At 50.7% G+C, this 24723-nt stretch carries 22 protein-coding genes and 6 tRNA genes; 26 read left to right on the top strand and 2 right to left on the bottom strand.

Annotated elements, in window-relative coordinates; all coding sequences use genetic code 11:
* Positions 1 to 344: 344 nt before the first annotated feature.
* The 11 genes from nagB to OI69_RS07800 all read left to right on the top strand — a co-directional run bounded on the left by nagB (position 345) and on the right by OI69_RS07800 (position 7080).
* Positions 345 to 1145, top strand: a complete 801-nt coding sequence (gene nagB, locus OI69_RS07850) for a glucosamine-6-phosphate deaminase (protein WP_039348390.1) — start codon at positions 345 to 347, stop codon at positions 1143 to 1145.
* 19 nt (positions 1146 to 1164) lie between these two features.
* Positions 1165 to 2310 carry an N-acetylglucosamine-6-phosphate deacetylase gene (gene nagA, locus OI69_RS07845; RefSeq protein WP_039348388.1) on the top strand — a complete coding sequence of 382 codons (1146 nt, stop codon included), beginning with the start codon at positions 1165 to 1167 and terminating at the stop codon, positions 2308 to 2310.
* A gap of 94 nt (positions 2311 to 2404) precedes the next feature.
* Entirely contained in the window at positions 2405 to 3628 is a 1224-nt protein-coding gene (gene nagC / locus OI69_RS07840; protein ID WP_039348386.1) for a DNA-binding transcriptional regulator NagC, read from the top strand.
* Positions 3629 to 3831: 203 nt separating this feature from the next.
* Positions 3832 to 5496: an asparagine synthase B gene (gene asnB / locus OI69_RS07835; RefSeq protein WP_039348384.1), complete on the top strand. Its 1665-nt coding sequence runs from the start codon at positions 3832 to 3834 to the stop codon at positions 5494 to 5496.
* 219 nt (positions 5497 to 5715) lie between these two features.
* Positions 5716 to 5792 (top strand) — tRNA-Met (locus OI69_RS07830).
* Between the two features lie 8 nt (positions 5793 to 5800).
* Positions 5801 to 5885: transfer RNA gene (locus OI69_RS07825), tRNA-Leu, on the top strand.
* A gap of 54 nt (positions 5886 to 5939) precedes the next feature.
* Positions 5940 to 6014 (top strand) — tRNA-Gln (locus tag OI69_RS07820).
* Between the two features lie 35 nt (positions 6015 to 6049).
* Positions 6050 to 6124 (top strand) — tRNA-Gln (locus OI69_RS07815).
* A 53-nt stretch (positions 6125 to 6177) separates the two neighbouring features.
* A tRNA-Met gene (locus tag OI69_RS07810) sits at positions 6178 to 6254 on the top strand.
* A 6-nt stretch (positions 6255 to 6260) separates the two neighbouring features.
* Positions 6261 to 6335: transfer RNA gene (locus tag OI69_RS07805), tRNA-Gln, on the top strand.
* Positions 6336 to 6465: 130 nt separating this feature from the next.
* Positions 6466 to 7080 (top strand): hypothetical protein, encoded by a 615-nt coding sequence (locus OI69_RS07800; protein WP_039348380.1) that lies wholly within the window; start codon positions 6466 to 6468, stop codon positions 7078 to 7080.
* A 22-nt stretch (positions 7081 to 7102) separates the two neighbouring features.
* Here the strand turns inward: OI69_RS07800 and ubiF are convergent, their stop codons facing one another.
* On the bottom strand, positions 7103 to 8269 hold the full coding sequence (gene ubiF, locus OI69_RS07795) for a 3-demethoxyubiquinol 3-hydroxylase (RefSeq protein ID WP_039348377.1): 1167 nt from the start codon (positions 8267 to 8269) through the stop codon (positions 7103 to 7105).
* Between the two features lie 227 nt (positions 8270 to 8496).
* On the opposite strand from ubiF, the gene miaB reads away from it, so the two are divergent.
* The 9 genes from miaB (at position 8497) to OI69_RS07750 (ending at position 18012) form a co-directional block, all read left to right on the top strand.
* The gene (gene miaB / locus OI69_RS07790) at positions 8497 to 9921 is read left to right on the top strand and encodes a tRNA (N6-isopentenyl adenosine(37)-C2)-methylthiotransferase MiaB (protein WP_039348374.1); all 1425 of its coding nucleotides are present in this window, start codon (positions 8497 to 8499) and stop codon (positions 9919 to 9921) included.
* 317 nt (positions 9922 to 10238) lie between these two features.
* Positions 10239 to 11297 carry a PhoH family protein gene (locus OI69_RS07785; protein WP_039348371.1) on the top strand — a complete coding sequence of 353 codons (1059 nt, stop codon included), beginning with the start codon at positions 10239 to 10241 and terminating at the stop codon, positions 11295 to 11297.
* Positions 11294 to 11773 carry an rRNA maturation RNase YbeY gene (gene ybeY / locus OI69_RS07780; RefSeq protein WP_039348368.1) on the top strand — a complete coding sequence of 160 codons (480 nt, stop codon included), beginning with the start codon at positions 11294 to 11296 and terminating at the stop codon, positions 11771 to 11773. The genes OI69_RS07785 and ybeY overlap by 4 nt, the downstream gene beginning before the upstream one ends.
* A 128-nt stretch (positions 11774 to 11901) precedes the next feature.
* Positions 11902 to 12780, top strand: a complete 879-nt coding sequence (gene corC, locus OI69_RS07775) for a CNNM family magnesium/cobalt transport protein CorC (protein ID WP_039348365.1) — start codon at positions 11902 to 11904, stop codon at positions 12778 to 12780.
* A gap of 7 nt (positions 12781 to 12787) precedes the next feature.
* Positions 12788 to 14317 carry an apolipoprotein N-acyltransferase gene (gene lnt / locus OI69_RS07770; RefSeq protein ID WP_039348362.1) on the top strand — a complete coding sequence of 510 codons (1530 nt, stop codon included), beginning with the start codon at positions 12788 to 12790 and terminating at the stop codon, positions 14315 to 14317.
* A 435-nt stretch (positions 14318 to 14752) separates the two neighbouring features.
* Complete coding sequence (locus OI69_RS07765; RefSeq protein ID WP_039348359.1) at positions 14753 to 15649, top strand: amino acid ABC transporter substrate-binding protein; 897 nt, start codon at positions 14753 to 14755, stop codon at positions 15647 to 15649.
* Between the two features lie 219 nt (positions 15650 to 15868).
* On the top strand, positions 15869 to 16609 hold the full coding sequence (locus OI69_RS07760) for an amino acid ABC transporter permease (RefSeq protein ID WP_039348356.1): 741 nt from the start codon (positions 15869 to 15871) through the stop codon (positions 16607 to 16609).
* A gap of 3 nt (positions 16610 to 16612) precedes the next feature.
* Positions 16613 to 17287: a glutamate/aspartate ABC transporter permease GltK gene (gene gltK / locus OI69_RS07755; RefSeq protein ID WP_039348352.1), complete on the top strand. Its 675-nt coding sequence runs from the start codon at positions 16613 to 16615 to the stop codon at positions 17285 to 17287.
* On the top strand, positions 17287 to 18012 hold the full coding sequence (locus tag OI69_RS07750) for an amino acid ABC transporter ATP-binding protein (protein ID WP_039348350.1): 726 nt from the start codon (positions 17287 to 17289) through the stop codon (positions 18010 to 18012). Before gltK ends, OI69_RS07750 begins: the two co-directional genes overlap by 1 nt.
* Positions 18013 to 18109: 97 nt before the next feature.
* Here OI69_RS07750 and OI69_RS07745 read toward each other — a convergent pair whose 3' ends face one another.
* Entirely contained in the window at positions 18110 to 18592 is a 483-nt protein-coding gene (locus OI69_RS07745) for a zinc ribbon-containing protein (protein ID WP_039348346.1), read from the bottom strand.
* A gap of 309 nt (positions 18593 to 18901) precedes the next feature.
* Here OI69_RS07745 and leuS point away from each other — a divergent pair, with 309 nt between their 5' ends.
* The 6 genes from leuS to rlmH all read left to right on the top strand — a co-directional run bounded on the left by leuS (position 18902) and on the right by rlmH (position 24715).
* Positions 18902 to 21484 (top strand): leucine--tRNA ligase, encoded by a 2583-nt coding sequence (gene leuS / locus OI69_RS07740; protein WP_039348344.1) that lies wholly within the window; start codon positions 18902 to 18904, stop codon positions 21482 to 21484.
* Positions 21485 to 21498: 14 nt separating this feature from the next.
* Positions 21499 to 22053: an LPS assembly lipoprotein LptE gene (gene lptE, locus OI69_RS07735; RefSeq protein ID WP_039348341.1), complete on the top strand. Its 555-nt coding sequence runs from the start codon at positions 21499 to 21501 to the stop codon at positions 22051 to 22053.
* Positions 22050 to 23075, top strand: coding sequence for a DNA polymerase III subunit delta (holA, locus tag OI69_RS07730; RefSeq protein WP_039348338.1), 1026 nt, complete (start codon positions 22050 to 22052; stop codon positions 23073 to 23075). Before lptE ends, holA begins: the two co-directional genes overlap by 4 nt.
* Positions 23042 to 23731 carry a nicotinate-nucleotide adenylyltransferase gene (gene nadD, locus OI69_RS07725; protein ID WP_052198334.1) on the top strand — a complete coding sequence of 230 codons (690 nt, stop codon included), beginning with the start codon at positions 23042 to 23044 and terminating at the stop codon, positions 23729 to 23731. Before holA ends, nadD begins: the two co-directional genes overlap by 34 nt.
* Positions 23732 to 23925: 194 nt before the next feature.
* The gene (rsfS, locus tag OI69_RS07720; RefSeq protein WP_039348335.1) at positions 23926 to 24243 is read left to right on the top strand and encodes a ribosome silencing factor; all 318 of its coding nucleotides are present in this window, start codon (positions 23926 to 23928) and stop codon (positions 24241 to 24243) included.
* Position 24244: 1 nt separating this feature from the next.
* Complete coding sequence (rlmH, locus tag OI69_RS07715; RefSeq protein WP_005976291.1) at positions 24245 to 24715, top strand: 23S rRNA (pseudouridine(1915)-N(3))-methyltransferase RlmH; 471 nt, start codon at positions 24245 to 24247, stop codon at positions 24713 to 24715.
* Positions 24716 to 24723 lie beyond the last annotated feature (8 nt).

Here is a 24723-nt window from a genome sequence, read left to right as displayed (position 1 = left end):
TTACGAGGTAAATGAAATGTTGTGGGGCAAAAAACCTGCCAATAAATTTCACTGCCGAAAAACAACGTCACTATCGAAAACACTATTGTCAAAAACGTGATCCGCAATGGTTCTGTTTGAGAGTGTAAGAAAAATAATTCGTCACACAAATTAAACCCCATAATTATGTGATAAAAATCACCAAAAAACCGCATACAAAAATTTTATACCTGAATAAAAACCCTAACTTATTTCAAGACTAAAAAAAACGGAGTAGACTAATTTTACTGTATAGGCCAAGTGCGCAACTGGCGCGGTTGGCGCAATAACGTATTTAATTCCACGCGAAAAGCAGGAGATCGCTGATGAGACTGATTCCCCTAACCACTGCCGCAGACGTTGGAAAATGGGCTGCACGCCACATCGTAGAGAAAATTAACGCGTTCAATCCCAGCGCAGAACGCCCTTTTCTTCTTGGGCTACCAACAGGCAGTTCACCGCTTGAGGCTTACAAATCGCTGGTTGCCATGCACCAGGCGGGGTTGGTGAGCTTTAAACATGTTGTGACGTTCAATATGGATGAATATGTCGGCCTGCCAACCGATCACCCGGAAAGCTATCATAGTTTCATGCACCAGAATTTTTTCAATCACGTTGATATTCCGCGTGAAAACATTAACCTGTTGAACGGCAACGCAGAAGACATCACAGCAGAATGTCGTCGCTATGAAGAGAAAATAACGTCCTACGGGAAAATTCATCTCTTCATGGGGGGCGTGGGCAATGATGGACATATCGCCTTCAATGAACCTGCTTCTTCTCTGGCTTCCCGTACTCGCATTAAAACGCTGACAGAAGAAACCCGTATCGCGAATTCCCGTTTCTTCGGTGGAGACGTCAATCTGGTGCCTAAATTTGCGCTGACCGTTGGCGTCGGTACGTTGCTGGATGCCGAAGAAGTCATGATTCTGGTGACCGGTCGCAACAAGGCGCAGGCGCTACAAGCTGCGGTAGAAGGCAACGTCAACCATATGTGGACTATCAGTTGTCTGCAACTTCATGCCAAAGCCATCATGGTGTGCGACGAACCATCAACGATGGAATTGAAGATAAAAACCGTTAAATATTTCCGTGAGTTAGAAACGGAAAATATGAAAAACCTCTAACCGATCGCGGGAGTCGATGATGTACGCCTTAACCCACTGCCGGATTTTTACCGGCCATCAGATTCTGGACAATCACGCCGTCGTGATTGCCAATGGGCTGATCGAGCAAGTCTGCCCACTTGCCGCGCTTCCTGCCGGTATTCAACAACACGACCTGAACGGTGCGTTCCTCGCGCCGGGGTTTATCGACCTTCAATTGAACGGCTGCGGCGGCGTGCAGTTTAACGACTCACTGGACACCATCTCCGTCAAAACGCTGGAGATCATGCAGCAGGCGAACCAACGTTCAGGTTGCACCAGTTTTTTACCTACGTTGATTACCTCCAGCGATGCCTTCATGAAGCACAGTATCAGCGTCATGCGAGACTGGCTGGCGCAAAATAAGCATCAGGCACTGGGGCTGCATCTCGAAGGTCCGTGGCTGAATGTGATCAAGAAAGGCACGCATGATCCCGCTTTTATCCGTAAGCCAACTCAGGATCTGGTCGATTTTCTATGCGCCAATGCGGATGCTATTACGAAAATCACGCTGGCACCGGAAGAAGTCGAGCCGTCGGTTATCCGCCAGTTAACGGCTGCCGGTATTATCGTCTCCGCCGGGCATTCCAACGCCAACTGGGAACAGGCAAAGCAAGGATTTGCCGCAGGTATCCGCTTTGCTACCCACCTGTTCAACGCGATGCCCTATCTCACTGGCCGCGAACCCGGTTTGGTCGGCGCGATTTACGATGCTCCGGAAATTTATTGCGGCATTATCGCGGATGGAAGACATGTCGATTGGGCGAATATTCGCAACAGTAAGCGCATCAAGGGCGATAAGTTGGTGTTGGTGACTGACGCCACAGCACCCGCGGGCGCAGAGATTGACCAGTTCATTTTTGCTGGTAAAACCATATACTACCGTGATGGTATCTGTGTCGATGAACACGGCACCCTGAGCGGTTCGGCACTGACCATGATCGACGCCGTGCGAAATAGTATCGAACACGCTGGCATCGCACTGGATGAAGCCATTAGAATGGCAACACTTTATCCCGCTCGTGCCATCGGTATCGATAAGCAATTAGGCACTATTGAAAGCGGTAAAGTGGCAAATTTGACCGCCTTTAACCGTGATTATCACATTCTCAAGACGTTTGTTAACGGTAACCTCGTTTGGGGATAAATAAAAAACGTCTTGGGGTAAAGCAGAAATTCGCGGGGCAAACCGCAAGCAGGTTTTCCCTGCGTTGAGTTAAATCTAAGCGAGCAACTTCTTAATGACCACAGGTGGACAGGCGCAGATAGGGAATATCGATCTGGTTAAGCAATTAAACAGCGCGGTAGTCTACCGCATGATTGATCAACAAGGCCCGATCTCACGCATTCAGATAGCAGAACAAAGTCAGCTTGCTCCCGCCAGCGTAACGAAAATCACCCGGCAGCTTCTGGAACGTGGGTTAATCAAAGAAGTCGACCAGCAGGCTTCCACTGGCGGCAGACGCGCCATTTCAATTATCACCGAAAATCGCCCTTTCCATTCTATCGCCGTACGTCTCGGTCGTAATGACGCCACCATTGGGCTATATGACTTACAGGGAAAAGTACTGGAGGAAGCGCACTGCGAGCTGCAAGAAAAAACGCAGGAGATGTTGGAAACGGCGCTCTTTCAGGCGATTGGCAGCTTTATTGCCAACCACCAGCGCCGTATTCGCGAGCTTATTGCAATCTCAGTGGCGCTACCGGGGCTGGTCGATCCGGTTGCAGGCATCGTCCACTATATGCCGCACATCAGCGTGAATAACTGGCAACTGGTTGCAAACCTGCAACGCCACTTCAACGTCACCAGCTTTGTTGGCCACGATATCCGTAGCCTGGCGCTGGCAGAGCACTATTTCGGCGTTACCCAAGACTCACTGGATTCTATTCTGGTGCGTGTCCATCGCGGCACGGGGGCAGGTATTCTCGTCAACGGGCAAATTTTTCTTGGCAGTAACGGCAATGTGGGCGAGATTGGCCATATTCAGATCGATCCACTCGGCGATCGCTGCCACTGCGGTAACTTCGGTTGTCTGGAAACCGTCATCGCCAACGGGGCGATTGAACAGCGCGTGCAGCATCTGCTAAGCCAGGGTTACCCCAGCAAACTCTCGGTGAATAATAGTCCCATCTCAGCAATTTGCAGGGCAGCAAACCGGGGCGATGCCCTCGCCCGTGAGGTGATCGAACAGGCCGGACTCAATCTCGGTAAAGCGCTTTCCATCGCGATTAACCTGTTCAACCCTCAGAAAGTTGTGATTGCGGGTGAAATCACCGAAGCAGAGAAAACGTTGCTTCCCGCCATTCAACGTTGCATCAACGCACAAGTGCTGAAAGAGTTTCGTCATAACCTGCCGATTGAGATTTCCAGCCTCAACCATCTTTCTTCTATCAGTGCATTCGCCTTGGTCAAACGTGCGATGCTAAACGGCGTATTGCTACAACAATTGCTCGAAAACGCCTGATTCCCTTTCCGGCCGGATTATGTAATCACTAAAAATCCGGCCTTTCCTCGCCATGAATTTAGCGAATCAACACTGAATAACCGAATAAATTAACGAAATACCACATCATTAGCTTTTTTCATTAAATAATATTGAATTCTTATAGCACTTTGATGCTAAATCAGTAGCACTAAGTTCGAATTCGTCATTACTGGGAGTCATGTATGTGTTCTATTTTTGGTGTGCTTGATCTGAAAAGCGATCCTGTTGAACTGCGTAAGAAAGCACTGGAGTTATCTCGTTTAATGCGTCACCGCGGGCCAGACTGGTCCGGCGTTTATGCCAGCGACAAAGCGATTCTGGCTCATGAACGTCTGTCTATCGTTGACGTCAACACGGGTGCCCAGCCGCTTTACAACGCCAAGCGCACCCACATTCTGGCCGTTAACGGTGAAATTTATAACCACCAGGCATTGCGTCAGCAATACGGTGACCGTTACGCGTTTCAGACAGGTTCCGACTGCGAAGTCATCCTTGCCTTGTATCAGGAAAAAGGCGCTGAATTCCTGGATGAACTGCGTGGCATGTTCGCTTTTGCGCTGTATGACAGCGAAAAAGATGCCTACCTGATTGGTCGTGACCATCTCGGCATTATCCCGCTGTATATGGGTTACGATGAGCACGGCAACCTCTACGTCGCTTCTGAAATGAAGGCGCTGGTTCCTGTTTGCCGCACCATCAAAGAGTTCCCGGCTGGCAGCTACCTGTGGAGCAAAGACGGCGAAATCCGTGAATATTATCAACGCGACTGGTTTGAGTACGATGCAGTAAAAGACAATGAAACGGATAAAGAGGCGTTGCGTGATGCGTTGGAAGAAGCGGTAAAAAGCCACCTGATGTCTGACGTGCCCTACGGCGTGTTGCTCTCTGGCGGTCTGGATTCTTCCGTTATTTCCGCGATCACCAAAAAATATGCCGCACGTCGCGTAGAAGATGACGAACGCAGTGAAGCCTGGTGGCCTCAACTGCACTCTTTCGCGGTCGGTTTAGAAGGTGCGCCAGATTTGAAAGCCGCACAGGAAGTGGCTAACCATTTGGGCACCGTACACCACGAGATTCACTTCACCGTGCAGGAAGGGTTAGACGCAATTCGCGACGTGATTTATCACATCGAAACTTATGACGTCACGACGATTCGTGCCTCAACGCCAATGTATTTGATGTCGCGCAAAATCAAAGCGATGGGCATCAAAATGGTACTGTCAGGCGAAGGATCCGACGAAGTGTTCGGCGGCTACCTCTATTTCCACAAAGCGCCAAACGCCAAAGAATTGCACGAAGAAACGGTGCGTAAGTTGCTGGCATTGCACCAGTATGACTGCGCTCGTGCCAACAAAGCGATGTCAGCCTGGGGGGTAGAAGCTCGCGTGCCTTTCCTGGACAAAAACTTCCTCGATGTTGCCATGCGCATCAACCCGCGCGACAAAATGTGTGGCAACGGTAAGATGGAAAAACACATCCTGCGCGAATGCTTTGAATCCTATCTGCCGCACAGCGTTGCGTGGCGTCAGAAAGAACAATTCTCTGACGGCGTAGGCTACAGTTGGATCGACACACTGAAAGAAGTGGCAGCTAATCAGGTTACCGATCAACAGTTGGAAACGGCTCGCTTCCGCTTCCCGTACAACACGCCAGGCTCTAAAGAAGCGTATCTGTACCGTGAAATCTTTGAGGAGCTGTTCCCGGTTCCCAGCGCCGCAGAATGCGTGCCTGGCGGCCCATCCGTCGCCTGTTCGTCTGCGAAAGCGATTGAGTGGGACGAATCCTTCAAGAAACTGGACGATCCATCAGGCCGTGCGGTTGGTGTACACCAATCAGCCTACCAATAACCTGCTGTATTTTCATCAGTCACCGGGCCTTAATTGGCCCGTTTTTTTATGCTCAACGGGGGAGAAATGCGTGCTTTTTGGCGCTTTTCTCACCATACTGTTCACAACCCAAACAAACGATACATTGAGGGCACTTTTCGGGAAAAAACTAGTTGACGCAATTAGGCCAACTACGCATAATGCGCCCCGCAACGCCGATGAAGGTGACGCGGAAAGGATGGCTACGTAGCTCAGCTGGTTAGAGCACAGCACTCATAATGCTGGGGTCACAGGTTCGATTCCCGTCGTAGCCACCATCTTTTTTGCGGGAGTGGCGAAATTGGTAGACGCACCAGATTTAGGTTCTGGCGCCGCAAGGTGTGCGAGTTCAAGTCTCGCCTCCCGCACCATTATCTTCTCGGTCTGACATCGCTTTTTGAAGCTTGTTAGTGTTTTGTAGTGATTGGGGTATCGCCAAGCGGTAAGGCACCGGTTTTTGATACCGGCATTCCCTGGTTCGAATCCAGGTACCCCAGCCATTTCAAGATTTATGCCGAAAAATTCGTTGTGCTATTGGGGTATCGCCAAGCGGTAAGGCACTGGTTTTTGATACCAGCATTCCCTGGTTCGAATCCAGGTACCCCAGCCATCTACTTGATGTAGAAGATTTTGTTGAAGTGAAGTAATAATAGCAGTAAGTTTGGCTACGTAGCTCAGCTGGTTAGAGCACAGCACTCATAATGCTGGGGTCACAGGTTCGATTCCCGTCGTAGCCACCATATTTTTGGGGTATCGCCAAGCGGTAAGGCACCGGATTCTGATTCCGGCATTCCGAGGTTCGAATCCTCGTACCCCAGCCAAACAAAGCTGGTAAAACAGCAAAGAAACGGGGCGACAATCGAAAGATGTCGCCCCGTTTTGTTATGTCTGGTATTAACATAGTCTGGTGCTAGCATACTTAATCATTCGATTTTCCCAAAAAGGGCAGGCATGAAGGTTTTATCAACATCCTCTGTTACTCATGATTTCAGCCATGTTGTGGTGCCACGACAGGATGACGTCAACCAATCGTGGCGATCTATCATGCGTGTACCGCTAGCCACACTGTTGCTCGGTGTAGCTTTGCTGTTTTGCTTCATCACGCCAACGTATGCCGCTGGCGTCGCTTCTTTCAAGATATCATCGCAAACGTTCGCTGACCGGATGAATGCCAATCTGAAGAAACTCAATATCCCTCTCCCGTTGATCGTTAAGCTGGAAAAGGGAACATCCGTCGATGACTTTCAGCACATTTTTAACGAGCATGTCGGATTAATTGGATCGGTAGAGAATAAAAGCCAACAGCTTAATGGGCTCGTGATACTCAACGCTGCGTCAGAATCCACCGAAGCAACGCGGCAGAATCTGCAAATCGTTACTGCCGCGTTTTCTGCGCTATTGGGCGAGAACAATCTTGAAAGCCCTGAGATAAGCGAGATGATGTTCGGCCTGCTTCAGGATAGCCAGACCTCAGGCAAAGGCGTTCGGCAGGTAGGAAACGTTCGCTTTACAGCAAAAACTAACAAGGACACCGACATTATTTTCACCGCCGAGCCTATGCTGTAGGGAACGGCGTCCCCATTATTCATCAAACACCAATGGCATATTTCAATGCGCGCTGCTTTAACACGCCAGCGCGCTGCGCAACCATCAGCGCCATATTGCGTGCAAAACTCAGAGGCGGTAACGCGTTGCTGAATGCGTTATAGAAGAGATCCATCCCGCTTTGCATCATTAGGTTATCCGGCATGCGGCGGCATTGATAGCGACGTAAAACACGCTCAGATGCCCACGCTTCCCCCGCATTACGTGCGTTGATTAGCACGTCCAGCAACGCCTCAACGTCACGATACCCCAGATTAACCCCCTGCCCCGCCAGCGGATTAATGGTATGCGCGGCATCACCTAGCAGTACCAAACCGGGCTTGATATAGGTTTGCGCATGGCGTCTGACCAGCGGAAATGAGCCAGCGGATAGCGCCTTGACCGCACCCAATCGCTCAGGAAATGCAGCCGCAATCTCTTTATCCAACTGCGCAAGCGGCATCGCCTGAAGCTGGCGAATACGCTGTGGGCTGTCGTACCATACCAGCGAGGCCCATTGGTCAAACAACGGTAGAAAGGCGCGCGGGCCGCTCGGCGTGAACTGCTGCCAGGTCACATCCTGCTGGGGTTGCGACGTCTCAACGCCGATCAACAGACAAGACTGACGATACTGCCAGCCGCTAATACCCATTCCCGTCCACTGGCGAACCAGAGAGTTCGCGCCATCGGCACCAATCACCAGCGAAGCCGTCAATTGTTGCCCATCAGCAAGCTGTAAACACCAATCATCCCCCAAGCGTTGCAGGCTCTGCGGGGTAGCCGGGCAATAACATTGGCAACGTTCTTCTTCCTGCAAACTGTCCCAAAGCGCCAATTGCAGCACGCGGTTTTCCACCATAAAACCCAACTCAGGCAGATGAATATCGGCAGCATCGAAAACAACCCGGGCATTCGCCCATTCCCAGGTTTCCAGTCGACGGTAAGGCGCACTGCGCATCTGCTGCACTCGCTGCCAGGTGCCCAGCGCTTTCAATAGCGTAACCGACGCATAGCCAATCGCCGAGATCCGTAAATCCGGCGAACTGGCTGCATCAAACGGCGTTGGCATTTCCTGCTCAATCACCGCGACCTGAAATCCATTCTGTGCCAGCCCAAGTGCTGCAGCCGCGCCGACCATTCCACCGCCAACCACAATCGCATCGTAGTGCATATTGGCTTTATCCTCTTTGGTTGTGGTTTATTCACACCAGTAAAAATGCATGAAAATAGTGTACTGGATTTACGGGTAGTTTTTCAGAAAAGCCGCATTTTTATAGAAAGTAAGGGGTTATCAATTCAGCGCAGTTTCCGGCACTGGTCACAACGCCAGCGAACGATTACAATACCCGCCCCAAATGAGGGGAATCTTTCTTATCCGCACTGAGTAATGGCAAGTCGATGACAAAAAAACTGCATATTAAAACCTGGGGCTGTCAGATGAATGAGTACGATTCATCAAAGATGGCTGATTTACTGGGAAGTACGCACGGCTATGAGCTAACTGAAATCGCTGAAGAAGCCGATGTCCTACTGCTCAATACCTGCTCGATCCGTGAAAAGGCGCAGGAAAAGGTCTTCCATCAACTTGGTCGCTGGAAGGCGCTGAAAGATCTTAATCCAGACCTGATTATTGGCGTCGGTGGCTGCGTCGCGTCACAAGAGGGCGCGCATATTCGTGAACGCGCGCACTACGTTGACGTGATTTTTGGCCCGCAAACCTTGCATCGCCTGCCGGAAATGATTAACCACGTTCAGGGCACCCGCAGCCCTGTCGTTGATATCAGCTTCCCTGAAATCGAAAAATTTGACCGCCTGCCAGAGCCGCGTGCCGAAGGGCCTACGGCATTCGTTTCCATCATGGAAGGTTGCAATAAATATTGCACATTCTGCGTTGTGCCTTATACCCGTGGCGAAGAAGTCAGCCGTCCGTGCGATGATGTGTTGTTTGAAATCGCTCAACTTGCCGCGCAGGGCGTGCGTGAAGTTAACCTTCTGGGGCAGAACGTCAACGCCTATCGTGGCGCAACCTATGACGGTGAAATTTGCTCTTTTGCTGAACTGCTGCGCCTGGTTGCCGCCATTGACGGGATTGACCGCATTCGCTTTACCACCAGCCATCCAATTGAATTTACGGACGATATCATCAGCGTTTACGAAGATACGCCTGAACTGGTCAGCTTCCTGCATTTGCCGGTACAAAGTGGTTCTGACCGCGTGCTGACGATGATGAAACGTCGTCACACCGCGTTGGAATACAAAGCCATCATCCGTAAGCTGCACAATGCACGTCCAGGCATCCTGATCAGTTCTGACTTTATCGTCGGTTTCCCTGGTGAAACACAGGCTGACTTTGAACAAACGATGAAGCTGATTGCCGACGTGAATTTCGACATGAGCTACAGCTTTGTCTATTCCGCCCGTCCAGGAACCCCCGCTGCGGATATGGTCGATGACGTGTTGGAAGAAGAGAAAAAACAGCGTCTTTACCTGCTGCAAGAACGCATTACCCAACAGGCAATGCGCTTCAGCCGCCTCATGCTAGGCACCATTCAGCGTATTCTGGTGGAAGGCACCTCGCGTAAGAGCGTGATGGAGCTGTCTGGCCGTACGGAAAACAACCGCGTCGTCAACTTTGAGGGCACACCGGACATGATCGGTAAATTCGTCGATGTTGAAATCGTTGATGTTTATACCAACTCACTGCGCGGTATCGTGGTGCGCACCGAAGATCAAATGGATCTGCGCGTACACGAATCCCCCTCTTCCGTAATCGCTCGTACTCGTAAAGAGAACGAGATCGGCGTCGGATTCTATCAACCGTAACCAGCCATCATTCATCTGACTTGATTGTGGGTGGCTTTGCCACCCATTTTTTATGTTCTCCACGGTGTGCCTGCCTTGACCACATTAAGCGCACGCCAGCATTTTTTGCGACAGCCCCTCTTAATCATCGGTTTCAATTTCATAGCGCTTACATTTGCTTTTGCGAGGCAGAATCCCAATATGGTTATTGTGACTTGCGTCATCGGGCATTCACGATAAATAATTCACTCATATGCCGGACACATCACCCTGTCTGACAACTGTTCACTTTGTGCGGGCAGAATAACGCCAGCACAGTAACGCTCAAGAGGAATAATTTGAACCTAACGACAAAAGAGATTGCCCTTGAACCCGCAGATAACCAACGTTTGCTCAGTCTTTGCGGTCCATTTGATGACAATATTAAACAGTTAGAGCGCCGCTTAGGCATTGAGATCAATCGCCGGGATAATCAGTTCAAACTGGTTGGTAAAAATCTGCTGACGCAAGCGGCGGCCGATATCCTGCAACGCCTGTATGTTGATACCGCTCCGGTACGTGGTGTCATCGGTGATATCGATCCTGAGCACATTCATCTTGCGATTAAAGAATCTCGCGTGCTGGAACAGGTGACGGAACACGTTCCTGACTATGGCAAAGTGGTCAATATCCGCACTAAACGCGGCGTAATCAAACCACGCACCCCGAATCAGGCACAATATGTCGCTAACATCCTCGATCACGACATCACGTTCGGCGTTGGCCCGGCAGGAACGGGGAAAACCTACCTGGCCGTTGCGGCCGCCGTCGATGCGCTAGAGCGTCAGGATATCCGCCGTATTCTGTTAACGCGTCCAGCAGTCGAAGCCGGTGAAAAACTGGGTTTCCTGCCTGGCGATCTGAGCCAGAAAGTCGATCCTTACCTGCGCCCACTTTATGATGCGCTGTTTGAAATGCTGGGCTTTGAGCGCGTTGAGAAACTCATTGAACGCAATGTGATTGAAGTCGCGCCACTGGCCTATATGCGTGGCCGCACGCTGAACGATGCTTTCATCATTCTGGATGAAAGTCAGAACACCACCATCGAGCAGATGAAAATGTTCCTGACGCGCATTGGCTTCAACTCAAAAGCTGTCATTACCGGTGATGTCACGCAAATCGATCTACCGAAGAATTTGAAATCCGGTTTACGCCACGCAATAGAAGTGCTGGCCGATGTAGAAGAGATCAGCTTTAACTTCTTCCATAGCGAAGATGTCGTGCGCCATCCGGTCGTCGCGCGGATTGTGAATGCTTATGAAGCGTGGGAAAATGCCGAGCAGAAACGTAAAGACGCCTTAGCAGAACAGCGTAAACGTGAAGCGCAAGCGGCGGCATCAGATCAGGAGCAAAAATGAGTCAGGTGATTCTCGATTTACAAATCGCCAGCGAACAAGCACAGGGGCTACCGGCAGAAAAAGACTTTCAGCGTTGGCTGGAAGGCGTTCTGCCACAATTTCAGGAAGTGTCTGAAGTCACCATCCGCATCGTGGATGAGGCAGAAAGCCGCGACCTGAATAACACCTATCGCGGTAAAGACAAGCCGACTAACGTGCTGTCGTTTCCTTTCGAGGCACCACCTGAAGTCGAACTTCCTCTGCTGGGCGATTTAATTATCTGCCGTCAGGTTGTCGAGCAGGAAGCGGTGGAGCAGGAAAAAACCGTAGAAGAGCACTGGGCGCACATGGTTGTCCATGGTAGCCTGCATCTGCTAGGGTATGACCATATCGAAGACAGCGAAGCCGAAGAAATGGAAGCGTTGGAAACCGAGATTATGCAAAGTATGGGTTATGCCGATCCTTACCTTGCAGAAAAAGATGGCCTCACCGAATAAATAGAAATACATTTTGTATAGCCCGAAATCGGGAAGATATCGGGTATTTATCTGTTCTACGTCAGCCGCTGTGCCGCTTCCAGCCGTTGGCAATTATCCTTTAACAAGAGTGATGTTAATTAAAACGCATGAGCGACGACCATTCTCAAAACAACGATGCACCCAGTCCCAAAAAGGGCTTCTTTTCTCTTATTCTTAATCAACTTTTTCACGGCGAGCCAAAAGATCGTAACGATTTACTCACGTTGATTCGTGATTCCGAACAGAATGACCTGATCGATCCTGAAACACGCGATATGCTCGAAGGCGTCATGGATATCGCCGATCAGCGTGTACGCGACATCATGATCCCCCGCTCGCAGATGATTACGCTCAAGCGCGATCAAACGCTGGAAGAGTGTCTGGACGTGATTATCGAATCCGCCCACTCTCGTTTCCCCGTCATTAGCGAAGATAAAGATCATATTGAAGGCATCCTGATGGCCAAGGATTTGCTGCCGTTTATGCGCAGCGATTCCGAACCCTTCAGTATGGATAAAGTTCTGCGTTCTGCCGTTGTTGTGCCAGAAAGTAAACGTGTTGATCGGATGCTGAATGAGTTCCGCTCACTGCGCTACCACATGGCAATTGTCATCGATGAATTTGGTGGCGTATCGGGTCTGGTCACGATTGAAGATATCCTTGAGCTGATTGTTGGCGAAATTGAAGATGAGTATGACGATGAAGAAGACAGAGATATTCGTCAGCTTAATCGCCAGACCTATACCGTTCGTGCTTTAACCGATATCGAAGATTTCAACGAGGCTTTCGGCACACGGTTCAGCGACAACGAAGTCGACACCATCGGCGGTTTAGTCATGCAGTCTTTCGGGCACCTTCCTGCCCGAGGTGAAACCATCGACATAGAAGGTTACCTGTTTAAAGTTGCGATGGCAGACAGCCGCCGTATTATTCAGGTTCATGTCAGAATCCCTGACGGTGCCCCTCAACCAAAATTGGAAGAATAATTTGGCAATGGCTGTCGCTTCTTTTCTACAACGCCAGCAGGTAAAAGCCCTGCTGGCGCTCTTATTTGGTGCCTGCGGCACACTGGCATTTTCCCCCTTTGATTTCTGGCCTGCGGCGATTCTCTCGCTTATAGGTCTACAAGCGCTGACGCTCAACCGTACCGCTCGTCAGTCAGCCTGGATAGGGTTTTTCTGGGGATTAGGCCTCTTTGGCAGTGGCGTTAATTGGGTTTATGTCAGTATCGCGCAATTTGGCGGAATGCCGGGCCCGGTCAACATTGCGCTGGTGATTCTGCTTGCCGCTTATTTATCGCTCTATCCTCTGCTCTTTTCGGCCCTGCTCTCGCGTCTGTGGCCGAAGACTACGCTGTGGCGTCTAGCGCTTGCCGCGCCGGTGCTCTGGCAGTTAACGGAATTTCTGCGCGGCTGGGTGCTTACCGGCTTCCCGTGGCTACAATTCGGCTACAGCCAGATTGACGGCCCGCTTAAAGGCATTGCGCCGATTCTGGGTATCGACACCATTACCTTCCTGTTGATGAGCCTCAGCGGGCTATTCGTCTATGCCATCACCCAACGAAAAATCGTACCAGCCGCCATTGCCATCGGTGTTTTCGTTTTCGCATCGCCGCTGCGTAGCATTCAGTGGTATACCCTGCAACCTGAACGTGCCGTTAATGTTGCACTGGTACAGGGCAATATCCCGCAGGCGATGAAGTGGGAACAAGATGAGCTATTGAACACACTGAGGATCTATCTGGATAACAGCGTGCCCTACATGGACAAAGCACCTATCGTTATCTGGCCAGAAACTGCGATTCCTGATATTGAAAGCCGCCAGAATACCTATCTGAAACAGATTGATGACATCCTGCATAGCCATAATAGCAGCCTGATTACGGGTATCGTCGATATCCGGCGTGATGGTAATAAAACTGATTTTTATAACTCGGTTATCGTTCTGGGTGACAAAGAGCCGTACCACTACCCCACGGCGAACCGTTATAACAAAAATCATCTGGTGCCTTTTGGCGAGTTCGTCCCACTGGAAACGCTATTACGTCCACTGGCGCCATTCTTCGATCTCCCGATGTCATCGTTTAGCCGGGGAGACTACGTGCAGCCCCAGCTTTCCGTCCATGGCTTCAAACTTAACGCCGCGATCTGTTATGAAATTATCTTGGGCCAGCAGTTGCGTGATAATTTCCGACCAGACACCGATATGCTGCTGACCATCTCTAATGACGCCTGGTTCGGCCATTCAATCGGCCCGTGGCAACACTTCCAGATGGCGAGGATGCGCGCGCTGGAGTTGGGTCGTCCTCTGGTTCGTAGTACCAATAACGGCGTTACTGCGGTAATTGCACCAGATGGCAAAGTCAGCGCCAGCCTGCCGCAGTTTACTCGCGCGGTGTTGGATACGCAGGTTGTGCCAGCAACCGGGATAACGCCTTATGCACGTTTTGGTTCCCTGCCTCTCTGGATCGTGACGCTACTGGGCGGTATCGCAGCGGTTTTCTTCGGTTTCCGTCGTCGATAACCCCGCATCGTCCTCTTTCCCTAAGGGCATGCTTTCGCATGCCTTTTTTATTTGTGGCACGGTATTTGCCTGTTATTACTCTGTAAATGGTTGCTACTGTATTTTTTTGGATATTACGTCGTTTTAAAGCTCTTTATCAGGGCAAGTAATGCACTAATTTAGTGCATAGACATGAAATTGCTGCTATTTGGTGCGGCGGATATCGCAAAAAATAAACATTTCCACCTCAATCCATTTACAATCAGCTACTTTTTAACTGTATAGACAGTAACTTCGCGCTTTAACGGTGCAGCGTTATCACTGAAAAGTAGTCAAGCGTTATAAGTGATGCAGCGCTACGCTGTTTAACGTGAAGATAACGGGCACATTAACCATACGGTTATTAATGACAGCGCTATAACTATTGCACTGCAACGACAGCAAAGGAGTTAGAACATGCAAATGCGTAAACTGGCATTATCACTGCTTCTGCTTGGCACCGCCGCCAGCGTAGCTCAGGCAGAAGATCTGGCCGGTACATTGAAAAAGGTCAAAGATAATGGCGTGATCGTCATCGGTCACCGTGAATCGTCTGTGCCTTTTTCTTACTACGACAACACGCAAAAAGTAGTCGGCTACTCTCAAGCCTATTCTGACAAAATTGTCGAAGCGGTTAAGAAAAAGCTGGATGCGCCTAACCTGCAAGTCAAGCTACTCCCTATCACCTCTCAAAATCGTATCCCTCTGTTACAGAACGGTACATTCGATTTTGAATGTGGCTCAACGACCAACAATCTGGAACGTCAGAAGCAAGCCGCGTTCTCTAACACCATTTTCGTGGTCGGTACGCGGTTGCTGACGAAAAAAGATTCCGGTGTGAAAGATTTCCCCGATCTGGCGGATAAAACTGTCGTAGTCACTTCCGGCACCACCTCTGAAGTTCTGCTCAACAAGCTGAACGAAGAAAAACAGATGAAAATGCGCATCATCAGTGCGAAAGACCATGGTGACTCCTTCCGTACGTTGGAAAGCGGCCGTGCTGTCGCCTTTATGATGGATGATGCTCTGCTGGCTGGCGAACGTGCGAAAGCGAAAAACGCCGATCAATGGGATATCGTCGGCAAAGCGCAGTCTGAAGAAGCCTATGGCTGTATGCTGCGTAAGGACGATCCGCAATTCAAGAAACTGGTTGATGACACCATCGCCGAAGTACAAACCTCCGGTGAAGCGGAAAAATGGTTCGATCGCTGGTTCAAACAGCCGATCCCGCCAAAAGATCTCAACCTGAATTTTGCACTGTCAGATGAAATGAAAGCGTTGTTCAAAGCGCCAAATGACAAAGCGCTAAACTAATTAATAATGAGAATAAGGGCAGAGCCATCTGCCCTCTGATTGCTGATTCGTGGCAGGACAGACAGGCATGTGATGGTCGTTCCCCATCACATGTTGCCCCGAGAAATTTCGATAAACAGGAAAACAAACAATATACCTGTAGTTTGAAACAGAACGGGAATATGGCCGCTCATCAATCTTCAGGGTAGCTTCGCTACCCTTTTTTTACCGGAGTTCGTTATGTCAATAGATTGGAACTGGGGCATATTTCTACAAGCAGCCCCCTTCGGCAACACAACCTACCTCGGGTGGATTCTGTCCGGTCTGCAAGTCACCGTCACATTATCTATCTGCGCCTGGATTATCGCCTTTCTCATTGGTTCTTTATTTGGAATCCTGCGTACCGTCCCGAACCGCTTTATTGCGAGTATTGGTACTTGTTACGTCGAACTATTTCGCAATGTTCCACTGATTGTCCAGTTCTTTGCCTGGTATCTCGTGGTTCCCGAACTGCTTCCCGTCAACATCGGTATGTGGTTTAAAGCCGAGCTAGATCCGAACATTCAGTTCTTTTTGTCATCCATGATTTGTCTGGGGCTTTTCACCGCAGCACGCGTTTGTGAGCAGGTGCGCGCCGGAATTCAATCGTTACCTCGTGGACAGAAAGCTGCCGGGCTAGCGATGGGCCTGACGCTACCGCAAACCTATCGCTACGTGCTACTGCCTAATGCGTATCGCGTGATTGTTCCGCCGTTAACATCAGAGATGCTGAACCTCGTCAAAAACTCGGCTATCGCTTCTACTATTGGTCTGGTTGATATGGCGGCACAGGCAGGCAAACTGCTGGATTATTCTGCTCATGCGTATGAATCCTTTACTGCCATCACACTGGCGTACGTTGGTATCAATGCCATCATTATGTTGATTATGCAGGTCGTTGAGCGGAAAACCCGTTTGCCGGGCAATATGGGGAGCAAATAAATCATGTATGAATTTGACTGGAGCTCAATTGGGCCAAGCATGCCGTACCTGATTCAGGGGATGGTCGTTACACTTAAAATTACGCTGACGGCAGTGGTATTTGGCATTGTTTGGGGTACGGTTCTGGCGGTAATGCGCCTGTCTCCGATAAAGCCTATTAGTTGGTTCGCCAAACTGTATGTGAACCTGTTCCGTTCCGTTCCTCTCGTCATGGTACTGCTATGGTTCTATCTGGTGGTTCCTAGCTTATTACAAAATGTGCTTGGGCTATCGCCGAAAACCGATATTCGACTGATTTCAGCTATGGTAGCCTTCTCGCTGTTCGAGGCAGCCTATTATTCTGAAATTATTCGTGCAGGTATCCTCAGTATATCGCGCGGCCAATCCTCCGCCGCGTTAGCACTAGGTATGACCCACTGGCAATCCATGAAACTGGTTATTCTGCCGCAGGCATTCCGCGCGATGGTGCCATTGCTGCTGACGCAAGGGATTGTTCTGTTCCAGGATACCTCACTGGTTTACGTGCTCAGCCTCGCTGATTTCTTCCGTACCGCCTCAACCATTGGCGAGCGTGACGGAACACAAGTTGAAATGATTCTGTTTGCCGGATTCATTTATTTTATCTTCAGCATTACAGCCTCAATGCTGGTCAGTTACCTGAAAAAAAGGACGGTTTGATGATTTCCCTGAAAAATATTTCTAAATGGTACGGCCAATTTCAGGTACTCACCGACTGCTCTACAGAAGTCAAAAAAGGTGAAGTCGTGGTCGTCTGCGGGCCTTCTGGTTCCGGTAAATCAACCCTGATCAAAACCGTAAACGGTCTGGAGCCGATCCAAAAAGGTGAAATTACCGTCAACGGTATTGTCGTTAACGATAAAAAAACCAATCTGGCTCAGTTACGTTCCAAAGTCGGGATGGTCTTCCAGCACTTTGAACTGTTCCCGCATCTGTCGATTATCGAAAACCTGACGCTCGCGCAGGTAAAAGTGCTAAAACGTAAGCGTGAAGACGCCAAAGTGAAAGCACAGAAGTTGCTGGAACGTGTTGGGCTAGCGGCACATGCCAACAAATTTCCGGGGCAACTTTCCGGCGGTCAGCAACAGCGTGTCGCCATCGCCCGCGCGTTGTGTATGGATCCTATCGCCATGCTATTTGACGAACCGACATCCGCACTCGATCCAGAAATGATCAACGAAGTGCTGGACGTCATGGTTGAATTGGCACAGGAAGGTATGACCATGATGGTTGTCACCCATGAGATGGGCTTTGCCCGTAAAGTGGCACACCGCGTGATCTTTATGGATGAGGGAAAAATTGTTGAAGACACCCGTAAGGATGATTTCTTCAATAATCCACAGTCCGAACGCGCGAAAGACTTCCTGGCGAAAATCCTGCATTAATGCTCAGATAAAGCGTGCCGCAAGGCACGCTTTGGACTGACAAAGCGCGTCGAGCGGTGGTAATGGGTTTCCACAACACCGTTTCTATTTAGGTAGCCTACGGCTGAAATGGCTGGCGATGGAATAGGTCATGCGAGCATTTGGGGCAATGAGGTAATACCTCCGGCGTGTAGAAAGCAATATGGTGATGACAGTTCTCACACACCAGATTGCCTAACCCCACCACCTCACCGCTGTGATACACCCCGTGATGATTCACATCTTTAAAAATCTCACGCCACTCCAACTGCGTTTTATCCGTGATATCCGCCAGTTCCTGCCACAGGCTTTCCTTAATGACGCGCATAAAAACGCTGTCGGTGAATGCATCCTGACTTTCATTATAGCTACGAGCAAACTCTTCAAGATCGCGCTGAACAGCCTGAATAACCTGATCGATTTCTTTCTGCGTCAGCTCCGTGCCGTCCTGCAACGTTTTACGGGCGCTCTGCACCAGACTATCGAGATCGCGTTCACCGTTGTTTAGCCGAGCCGTCACTGAAGCCATTAAATCGCGGTAATAGTGGGCTAGTTTATTCATGCTTCCTCCTGAATAGGCGGGGTGAAAGGTGATAAAGAACGACGATTCGCCGTCTGGTACGGCATGCTACAAATCGCTACATTGTCTATCTCCCTCTATTTTAGATTATTTTTTCCATTTTTCTGGTGGATTGTCGCTAATTTGCGCAGCAGCTCGCAGTCTATCGTTTAGCAATTAGAAATATTCCCCAGCCGGGTATAGGGTGTTGTTGACCGCGCCGCTTATCGCTATGCTATGCGGATCTTTTGTTATGAATCAGAACAGGCTACTCACGTAGCGATTCTCCACTAAACAGGACCCCTGGCAGCCATGCAAGAGCAATACCGCCCAGAAGAGATAGAAGCGGATGTCCAGCTTCACTGGCAAGAGAAGCAGACATTTAAAGTTACCGAACAGCCTGGCAAGGAAAAATACTATTGCCTCTCCATGCTGCCTTACCCTTCTGGCCGACTACATATGGGCCACGTCCGTAACTACACCATCGGCGACGTGATCTCTCGTTATCAGCGCATGCTGGGTAAAAACGTTCTGCAACCAATAGGGTGGGATGCGTTTGGCCTGCCTGCTGAAGGTGCTGCGGTCAAAAACAACACCGCTCCCGCCCCCTGGACATACGCCAACATTGATTACATGAAAAACCAGCTCAAACTGCTGGGCTTTGGCTATGACTGGGATCGCGAAGTCGCAACCTGTAAACCAGACTACTATCGTTGGGAACAGTGGTTCTTCACCAAACTGTATGAAAAAGGTCTGGTGTATAAAAAAACCTCTGCCGTTAACTGGTGCCCGAACGACCAGACGGTGCTGGCGAACGAACAGGTTATTGATGGCTGCTGCTGGCGCTGCGACACCAAAGTTGAACGCAAAGAGATTCCGCAATGGTTTATCAAAATCACCGCTTATGCAGACCAATTGCTGAACGATCTGGATACGCTGGAAAGCTGGCCTGAACAGGTCAAAACCATGCAGCGTAACTGGATTGGTCGTTCTGAAGGCGTAGAGATCACCTTTGACGTGGTGGACAGCGCAGAGAAACTGACCGTCTATACTACGCGCCCGGATACGTTTATGGGCGTGACCTACGTGGCCGTTGCCGCAGGCCACCCTCTCGCCGCACAAGCTGCCGCCACTAACCCGGCACTGGCCGATTTTATTGCCGAATGCCGTAATACCAAAGTCGCTGAAGCTGATATGGCGACGATGGAGAAAAAAGGCATCGCGACCGGTCTGTATGCGATTCATCCTCTGAACGGTGAGAAAGTCGCTATCTGGGTCGCTAACTTCGTCCTGATGGAATACGGTACGGGCGCAGTGATGGCCGTTCCAGGCCACGACCAGCGCGATTGGGAATTCGCCACTAAATACGGTCTGTCCATCAAACCAGTTATTTTGAATACTGATGGCAGCGAGCCTGACCTATCCACAGAAGCGATGACAGAGAAAGGTCAACTGTTCAATTCTGGCGAATTTGATGGCCTGGATTTCGATGCCGCCTTCAATGCGATTGCCGATAAGTTGGTAGAAAAAGGTATTGGCGAACGTAAGGTCAACTACCGCCTGCGTGACTGGGGCGTTTCCCGTCAGCGCTACTGGGGCGCGCCAATTCCAATGGTGACACTGGAAGACGGAACGGTCATTCCTACACCGGAAGATCAACTGCCGGTGATCCTACCGGAAGATGTTGTAATGGATGGTATCACCAGCCCATTGAAATCTAACCCGGAATGGGCGAAAACTACCGTTAACGGTCAGCCTGCGCTGCGTGAAACCGACACGTTCGACACCTTTATGGAATCGTCCTGGTACTACGCGCGTTACACCTGCCCGCAGTACGATCAGGGGATGCTGGATCCGGCTGCTGCCAACTACTGGCTGCCCGTTGACCAATACGTTGGTGGTATCGAACACGCCATCATGCACCTGATGTACTTCCGCTTCTTCCACAAACTGATGCGCGATGCTGGCTTGGTGACATCTGATGAACCCGCCAAACGCCTGCTGTGTCAGGGTATGGTGCTGGCCGATGCCTTCTATTATCTGGGTAATAACGGCGAGCGTATCTGGGTTTCTCCCATCGACGTTACCGTTGATCGTGATGAAAAAGGACGCATCGTCAAAGCCGTAGATAACGAAGGCCGTGACGTGGTCTATGCGGGCATGAGTAAAATGTCGAAGTCTAAAAACAACGGCATCGACCCGCAGGTCATGGTAGAGAAATACGGTGCAGATACCGTTCGCTTGTTCATGATGTTTGCTTCTCCGGCGGAAATGACGTTGGAATGGCAGGAATCCGGCGTAGAAGGTGCAAACCGCTTCCTGAAGCGCGTCTGGAAACAAGTCTTTGAACACACCGAGAAAGGTGCCGTCGCAGCGCTGAATGTCGCCACGCTGACGGAAGACCAGAAATCACTGCGCCGCGATCTGCACAAAACTATCGCTAAAGTGACCGATGATATTGGCCGTCGCCAGACCTTCAACACCGCGATCGCTGCCATCATGGAACTGATGAACAAGTTGGCGAAAGCCGCACAGGACAGCGAGCAGGATCGTGCGCTGACGCAGGAAACGCTACTGGCCGTTGTGCGTATGCTCTATCCCTTCACGCCGCACGTCTGCTTTACTTTGTGGCAAGCGCTGCAAGGTGAAGGCGATATCGATACTGCGCCTTGGCCAGTTGCCGATGAGAATGCGATGGTAGAAGATTCCAAACTGGTCGTCGTTCAGGTTAACGGTAAAGTACGTGGTAAAATTACTGTGGCCGCGGATGCGAGTGAAGAACAGGTTCGCGAACGCGCCGCTCAGGAACCACTGGTCGCGAAATATCTGGACGGCGTCACAGTTCGTAAAGTGATTTATGTCCCTGGCAAACTGCTTAACCTGGTTGTGGGTTAAGGCAAGGAGGAACTGTGCGGCATCGTCTATTTACGTTGTTGCTGGGGCTAGCGGTGTTAATCACCGCTGGCTGCGGTTTTCACCTGCGTGGCACCACACAAGTGCCAGCGCAGTTACAAACACTGGTGCTAGACAGCAGTGACCCTTATGGCCCGCTCACTCGTGCGGTACGCGAGCAGCTTCGCCTGAGCGATGTGAAAATCGTTGATGATGCGACGCGTCAGGATATCCCGTCTTTGCGGGTATTAGGTTCGAGCGAAACACGCAATACCGTCTCTATTTTTCAGGACGGTAAAACAGCGGAATACCAGATGGTGCTGACGTTGCAGGCGCAGGTGCTGATGCCAGGTGACGACATTTATCCGCTCAACGTGACGGTGTTCCGCACGTTCTTTGATAACCCGCTGGCTGCACTGGCAAAAGATGCCGAACAGGATATCGTCCGTCAGGAAATGCGTGAGCAGGCTGCCCAGCAGTTGGTGCGTAAATTACTCACCATCAACGGCAGTCAGGAAGCCGAAAATCGGTTGCACTCTACCGATTCAACCGCTTCCGCCAAGCGTTCATGATTCGTCTTTATCCTGAACAACTCACCGCGCAGCTCCATGAGGGGCTGCGCGGTTGTTATTTGGTCTTTGGTTCAGACCCGCTCCTGCTACAGGAAAGTCTCGATAGCATCAAACAGGTCGCTCAACAGCACGACTTCAGCGAACATTTCAGCTTCATGCTGGATCCGCATACCGATTGGGATGCAGTTTTTAGCACCTGTCAGGCACTCAGCCTGTTTGCCTCCCGTCAGTCACTCTTGCTGGTTATGCCGGAAAACGGCCCGAATGCCGCGATGAGTGAAAATCTGGTCAAGCTTTCTGGATTATTACATCCCGATATTTTGCTGATTCTGCGCGGTCATAAGCTAACCAAAGCGCAGGAGAACAGCGCCTGGTTCAAGGCATTGGCACAAAACAGCGTCTATATCAATTGCCTGACGCCGGAACAGGCACAGCTTCCCCGCTGGGTTACCCAGCGCGCCAAAGCCATGAAGCTGACGCTGGATGAACAGGCTACACAGCTCATTTGTTATTGCTATGAAGGCAACCTTCTCGCGCTGTCACAGGCCTTAGAGCGGCTGTCGCTGCTCTATCCCGATGGCAAGCTGACGCTGCCGCGCGTGGAAAGCGCCGTCAATGATGCCGCGCATTTCACTCCATTCCATTGGCTTGATGCGCTGCTGGCAGGCAAAGGCAAACGCGCCTGGCACATTTTGCAGCAGTTACAACAGGAAGACTGTGAACCCGTCATTTTGCTGCGCACGCTACAGCGTGAACTGCTGCAACTGTTGACGCTGAAACGGCGCATGTCAGACACACCGCTGCGTACGCTATTCGACCAGCATAAAGTGTGGCAAAACCGGCGTGAGCTGCTGACTCAGGCACTACAGCGGCTTTCTCTGCAACAGCTACAGCAGGCCGTACGATTGCTGACGCAGGTGGAAATAACGCTAAAACAAGACTACGGTCAGCCCGTTTGGGCTGAACTTGAATCCCTTGCCATGTTGCTGTGCGGCAAAGCCTTACCGGAGGCATTCATCTGAATAGCTCCCCCGCTACATCATCGTTGACCGCATTTTTTGGCGGCACGTTCGACCCGATTCATTACGGCCACCTGCGGCCAGTAACGGCACTGGCAAAACGTGTGGGGCTGACGCAGGTCGTTCTGATGCCCAATAATGTTCCACCACATCGACAACAGCCCGAAGCCAGTTCCCGACAGCGCTGCCATATGGCTGAACTGGCCGTTGAAGGCAATCCGCTATTTAGCGTGGACGATCGTGAGCTACAACGGCAAACGCCATCCTACACCATAGATACGCTGGAAGCCCTGCGGGCTGAAAAAGGCGCTGATGCGCCATTAGGCTTTATCATCGGGCAAGACTCGCTGCTGACGCTACACCATTGGCACCGCTGGCAGGATCTGCTCAGCGTCTGTCATCTGCTGGTGTGCGCGCGTCCCGGTTATCGTTCGACGCTGGAAACCCCCGAACGACAGCAATGGCTGAACGATCATCTGACGCACACGCCGAATGATCTTCACCAGCAGCCGCACGGTCGGATTTTTTTGGCAGATACACCACTGGTCACGATTTCCGCAACGGAAATTCGTCAGCGACGTCAGCAAGGTCTGGACTGTCACGATTTATTACCTCCCACCGTGCTCAGCTACATCAACGAGCACAGCCTGTATCAATAGCGCAGGTTTTCCCGTCCATCAGCCCCGGGCTTTGTACCACTCGGCAAAAGTGCGTGATATACTCCGCGGCTGGTTTCAATCACTGAGAAAAGCGGAAATTCTCGGCAATTACTCGGTGATTTACCTTTTTCCTATACCATTCAGCGCTACACGCGTCCGTCAATTGCTGACAGAACGCCATTGAGGGGGAACCTTTGCAAGGTCAAGCACTCCAAGATTTCGTTATTGATAAAGTCGATGACTTAAAAGCCCAGGATATCGTTGCACTCAACGTTCAGGGTAAATCCAGTATCACGGATTACATGGTGATCTGTACGGGCACCTCTACGCGCCATGTCGCGTCTATTGCCGATCACGTCGTACAATCTTCACGCGCTGCGGGTCTGATCCCACTTGGTGTTGAAGGCGAAAGCGCCGCAGATTGGGTGGTTGTTGATTTGGGTGATGTGATGGTTCATGTCATGCAAGAAGAAAGCCGCCAGTTGTACGAGTTGGAAAAACTGTGGAGCTAGTATGAAACTGCAACTGGTCGCCGTTGGCACCAAAATGCCCGACTGGGTGCAGACTGGTTTCACTGATTATCTGCGACGCTTCCCGAAAGACATGCCTTTCGAATTACTCGAAATTCCGGCGGGGAAGCGGGGTAAAAATGCAGATATCAAACGCATTCTAGAGCGCGAAGGCGAACAAATGCTGGCTGCGGTAGGCAAAGGCAACCGCATTGTGACACTGGATATTCCAGGTACGCGCTGGGAAACACCGCAACTGGCGCAACAACTGGAGCGCTGGAAACAAGATGGGCGCGATGTCAGTTTACTGATTGGTGGGCCTGAGGGGCTTTCGCCGGAATGCAAAGCCGCAGCGGAGCAAAGCTGGTCGCTCTCGCCATTAACGTTGCCACACCCGCTGGTTCGTGTACTGGTGGCGGAAAGTCTGTATCGTGCATGGAGCATTACGACTAATCACCCTTACCATCGGGAGTAAGGCGATAC

This window comes from Pectobacterium fontis (assembly GCF_000803215.1).
Lineage (GTDB): Bacteria > Pseudomonadota > Gammaproteobacteria > Enterobacterales > Enterobacteriaceae > Pectobacterium > Pectobacterium fontis.
Note: the sequence above shows the minus strand (reverse complement) of the source record. Positions and strands in the feature narration are given on the sequence as shown.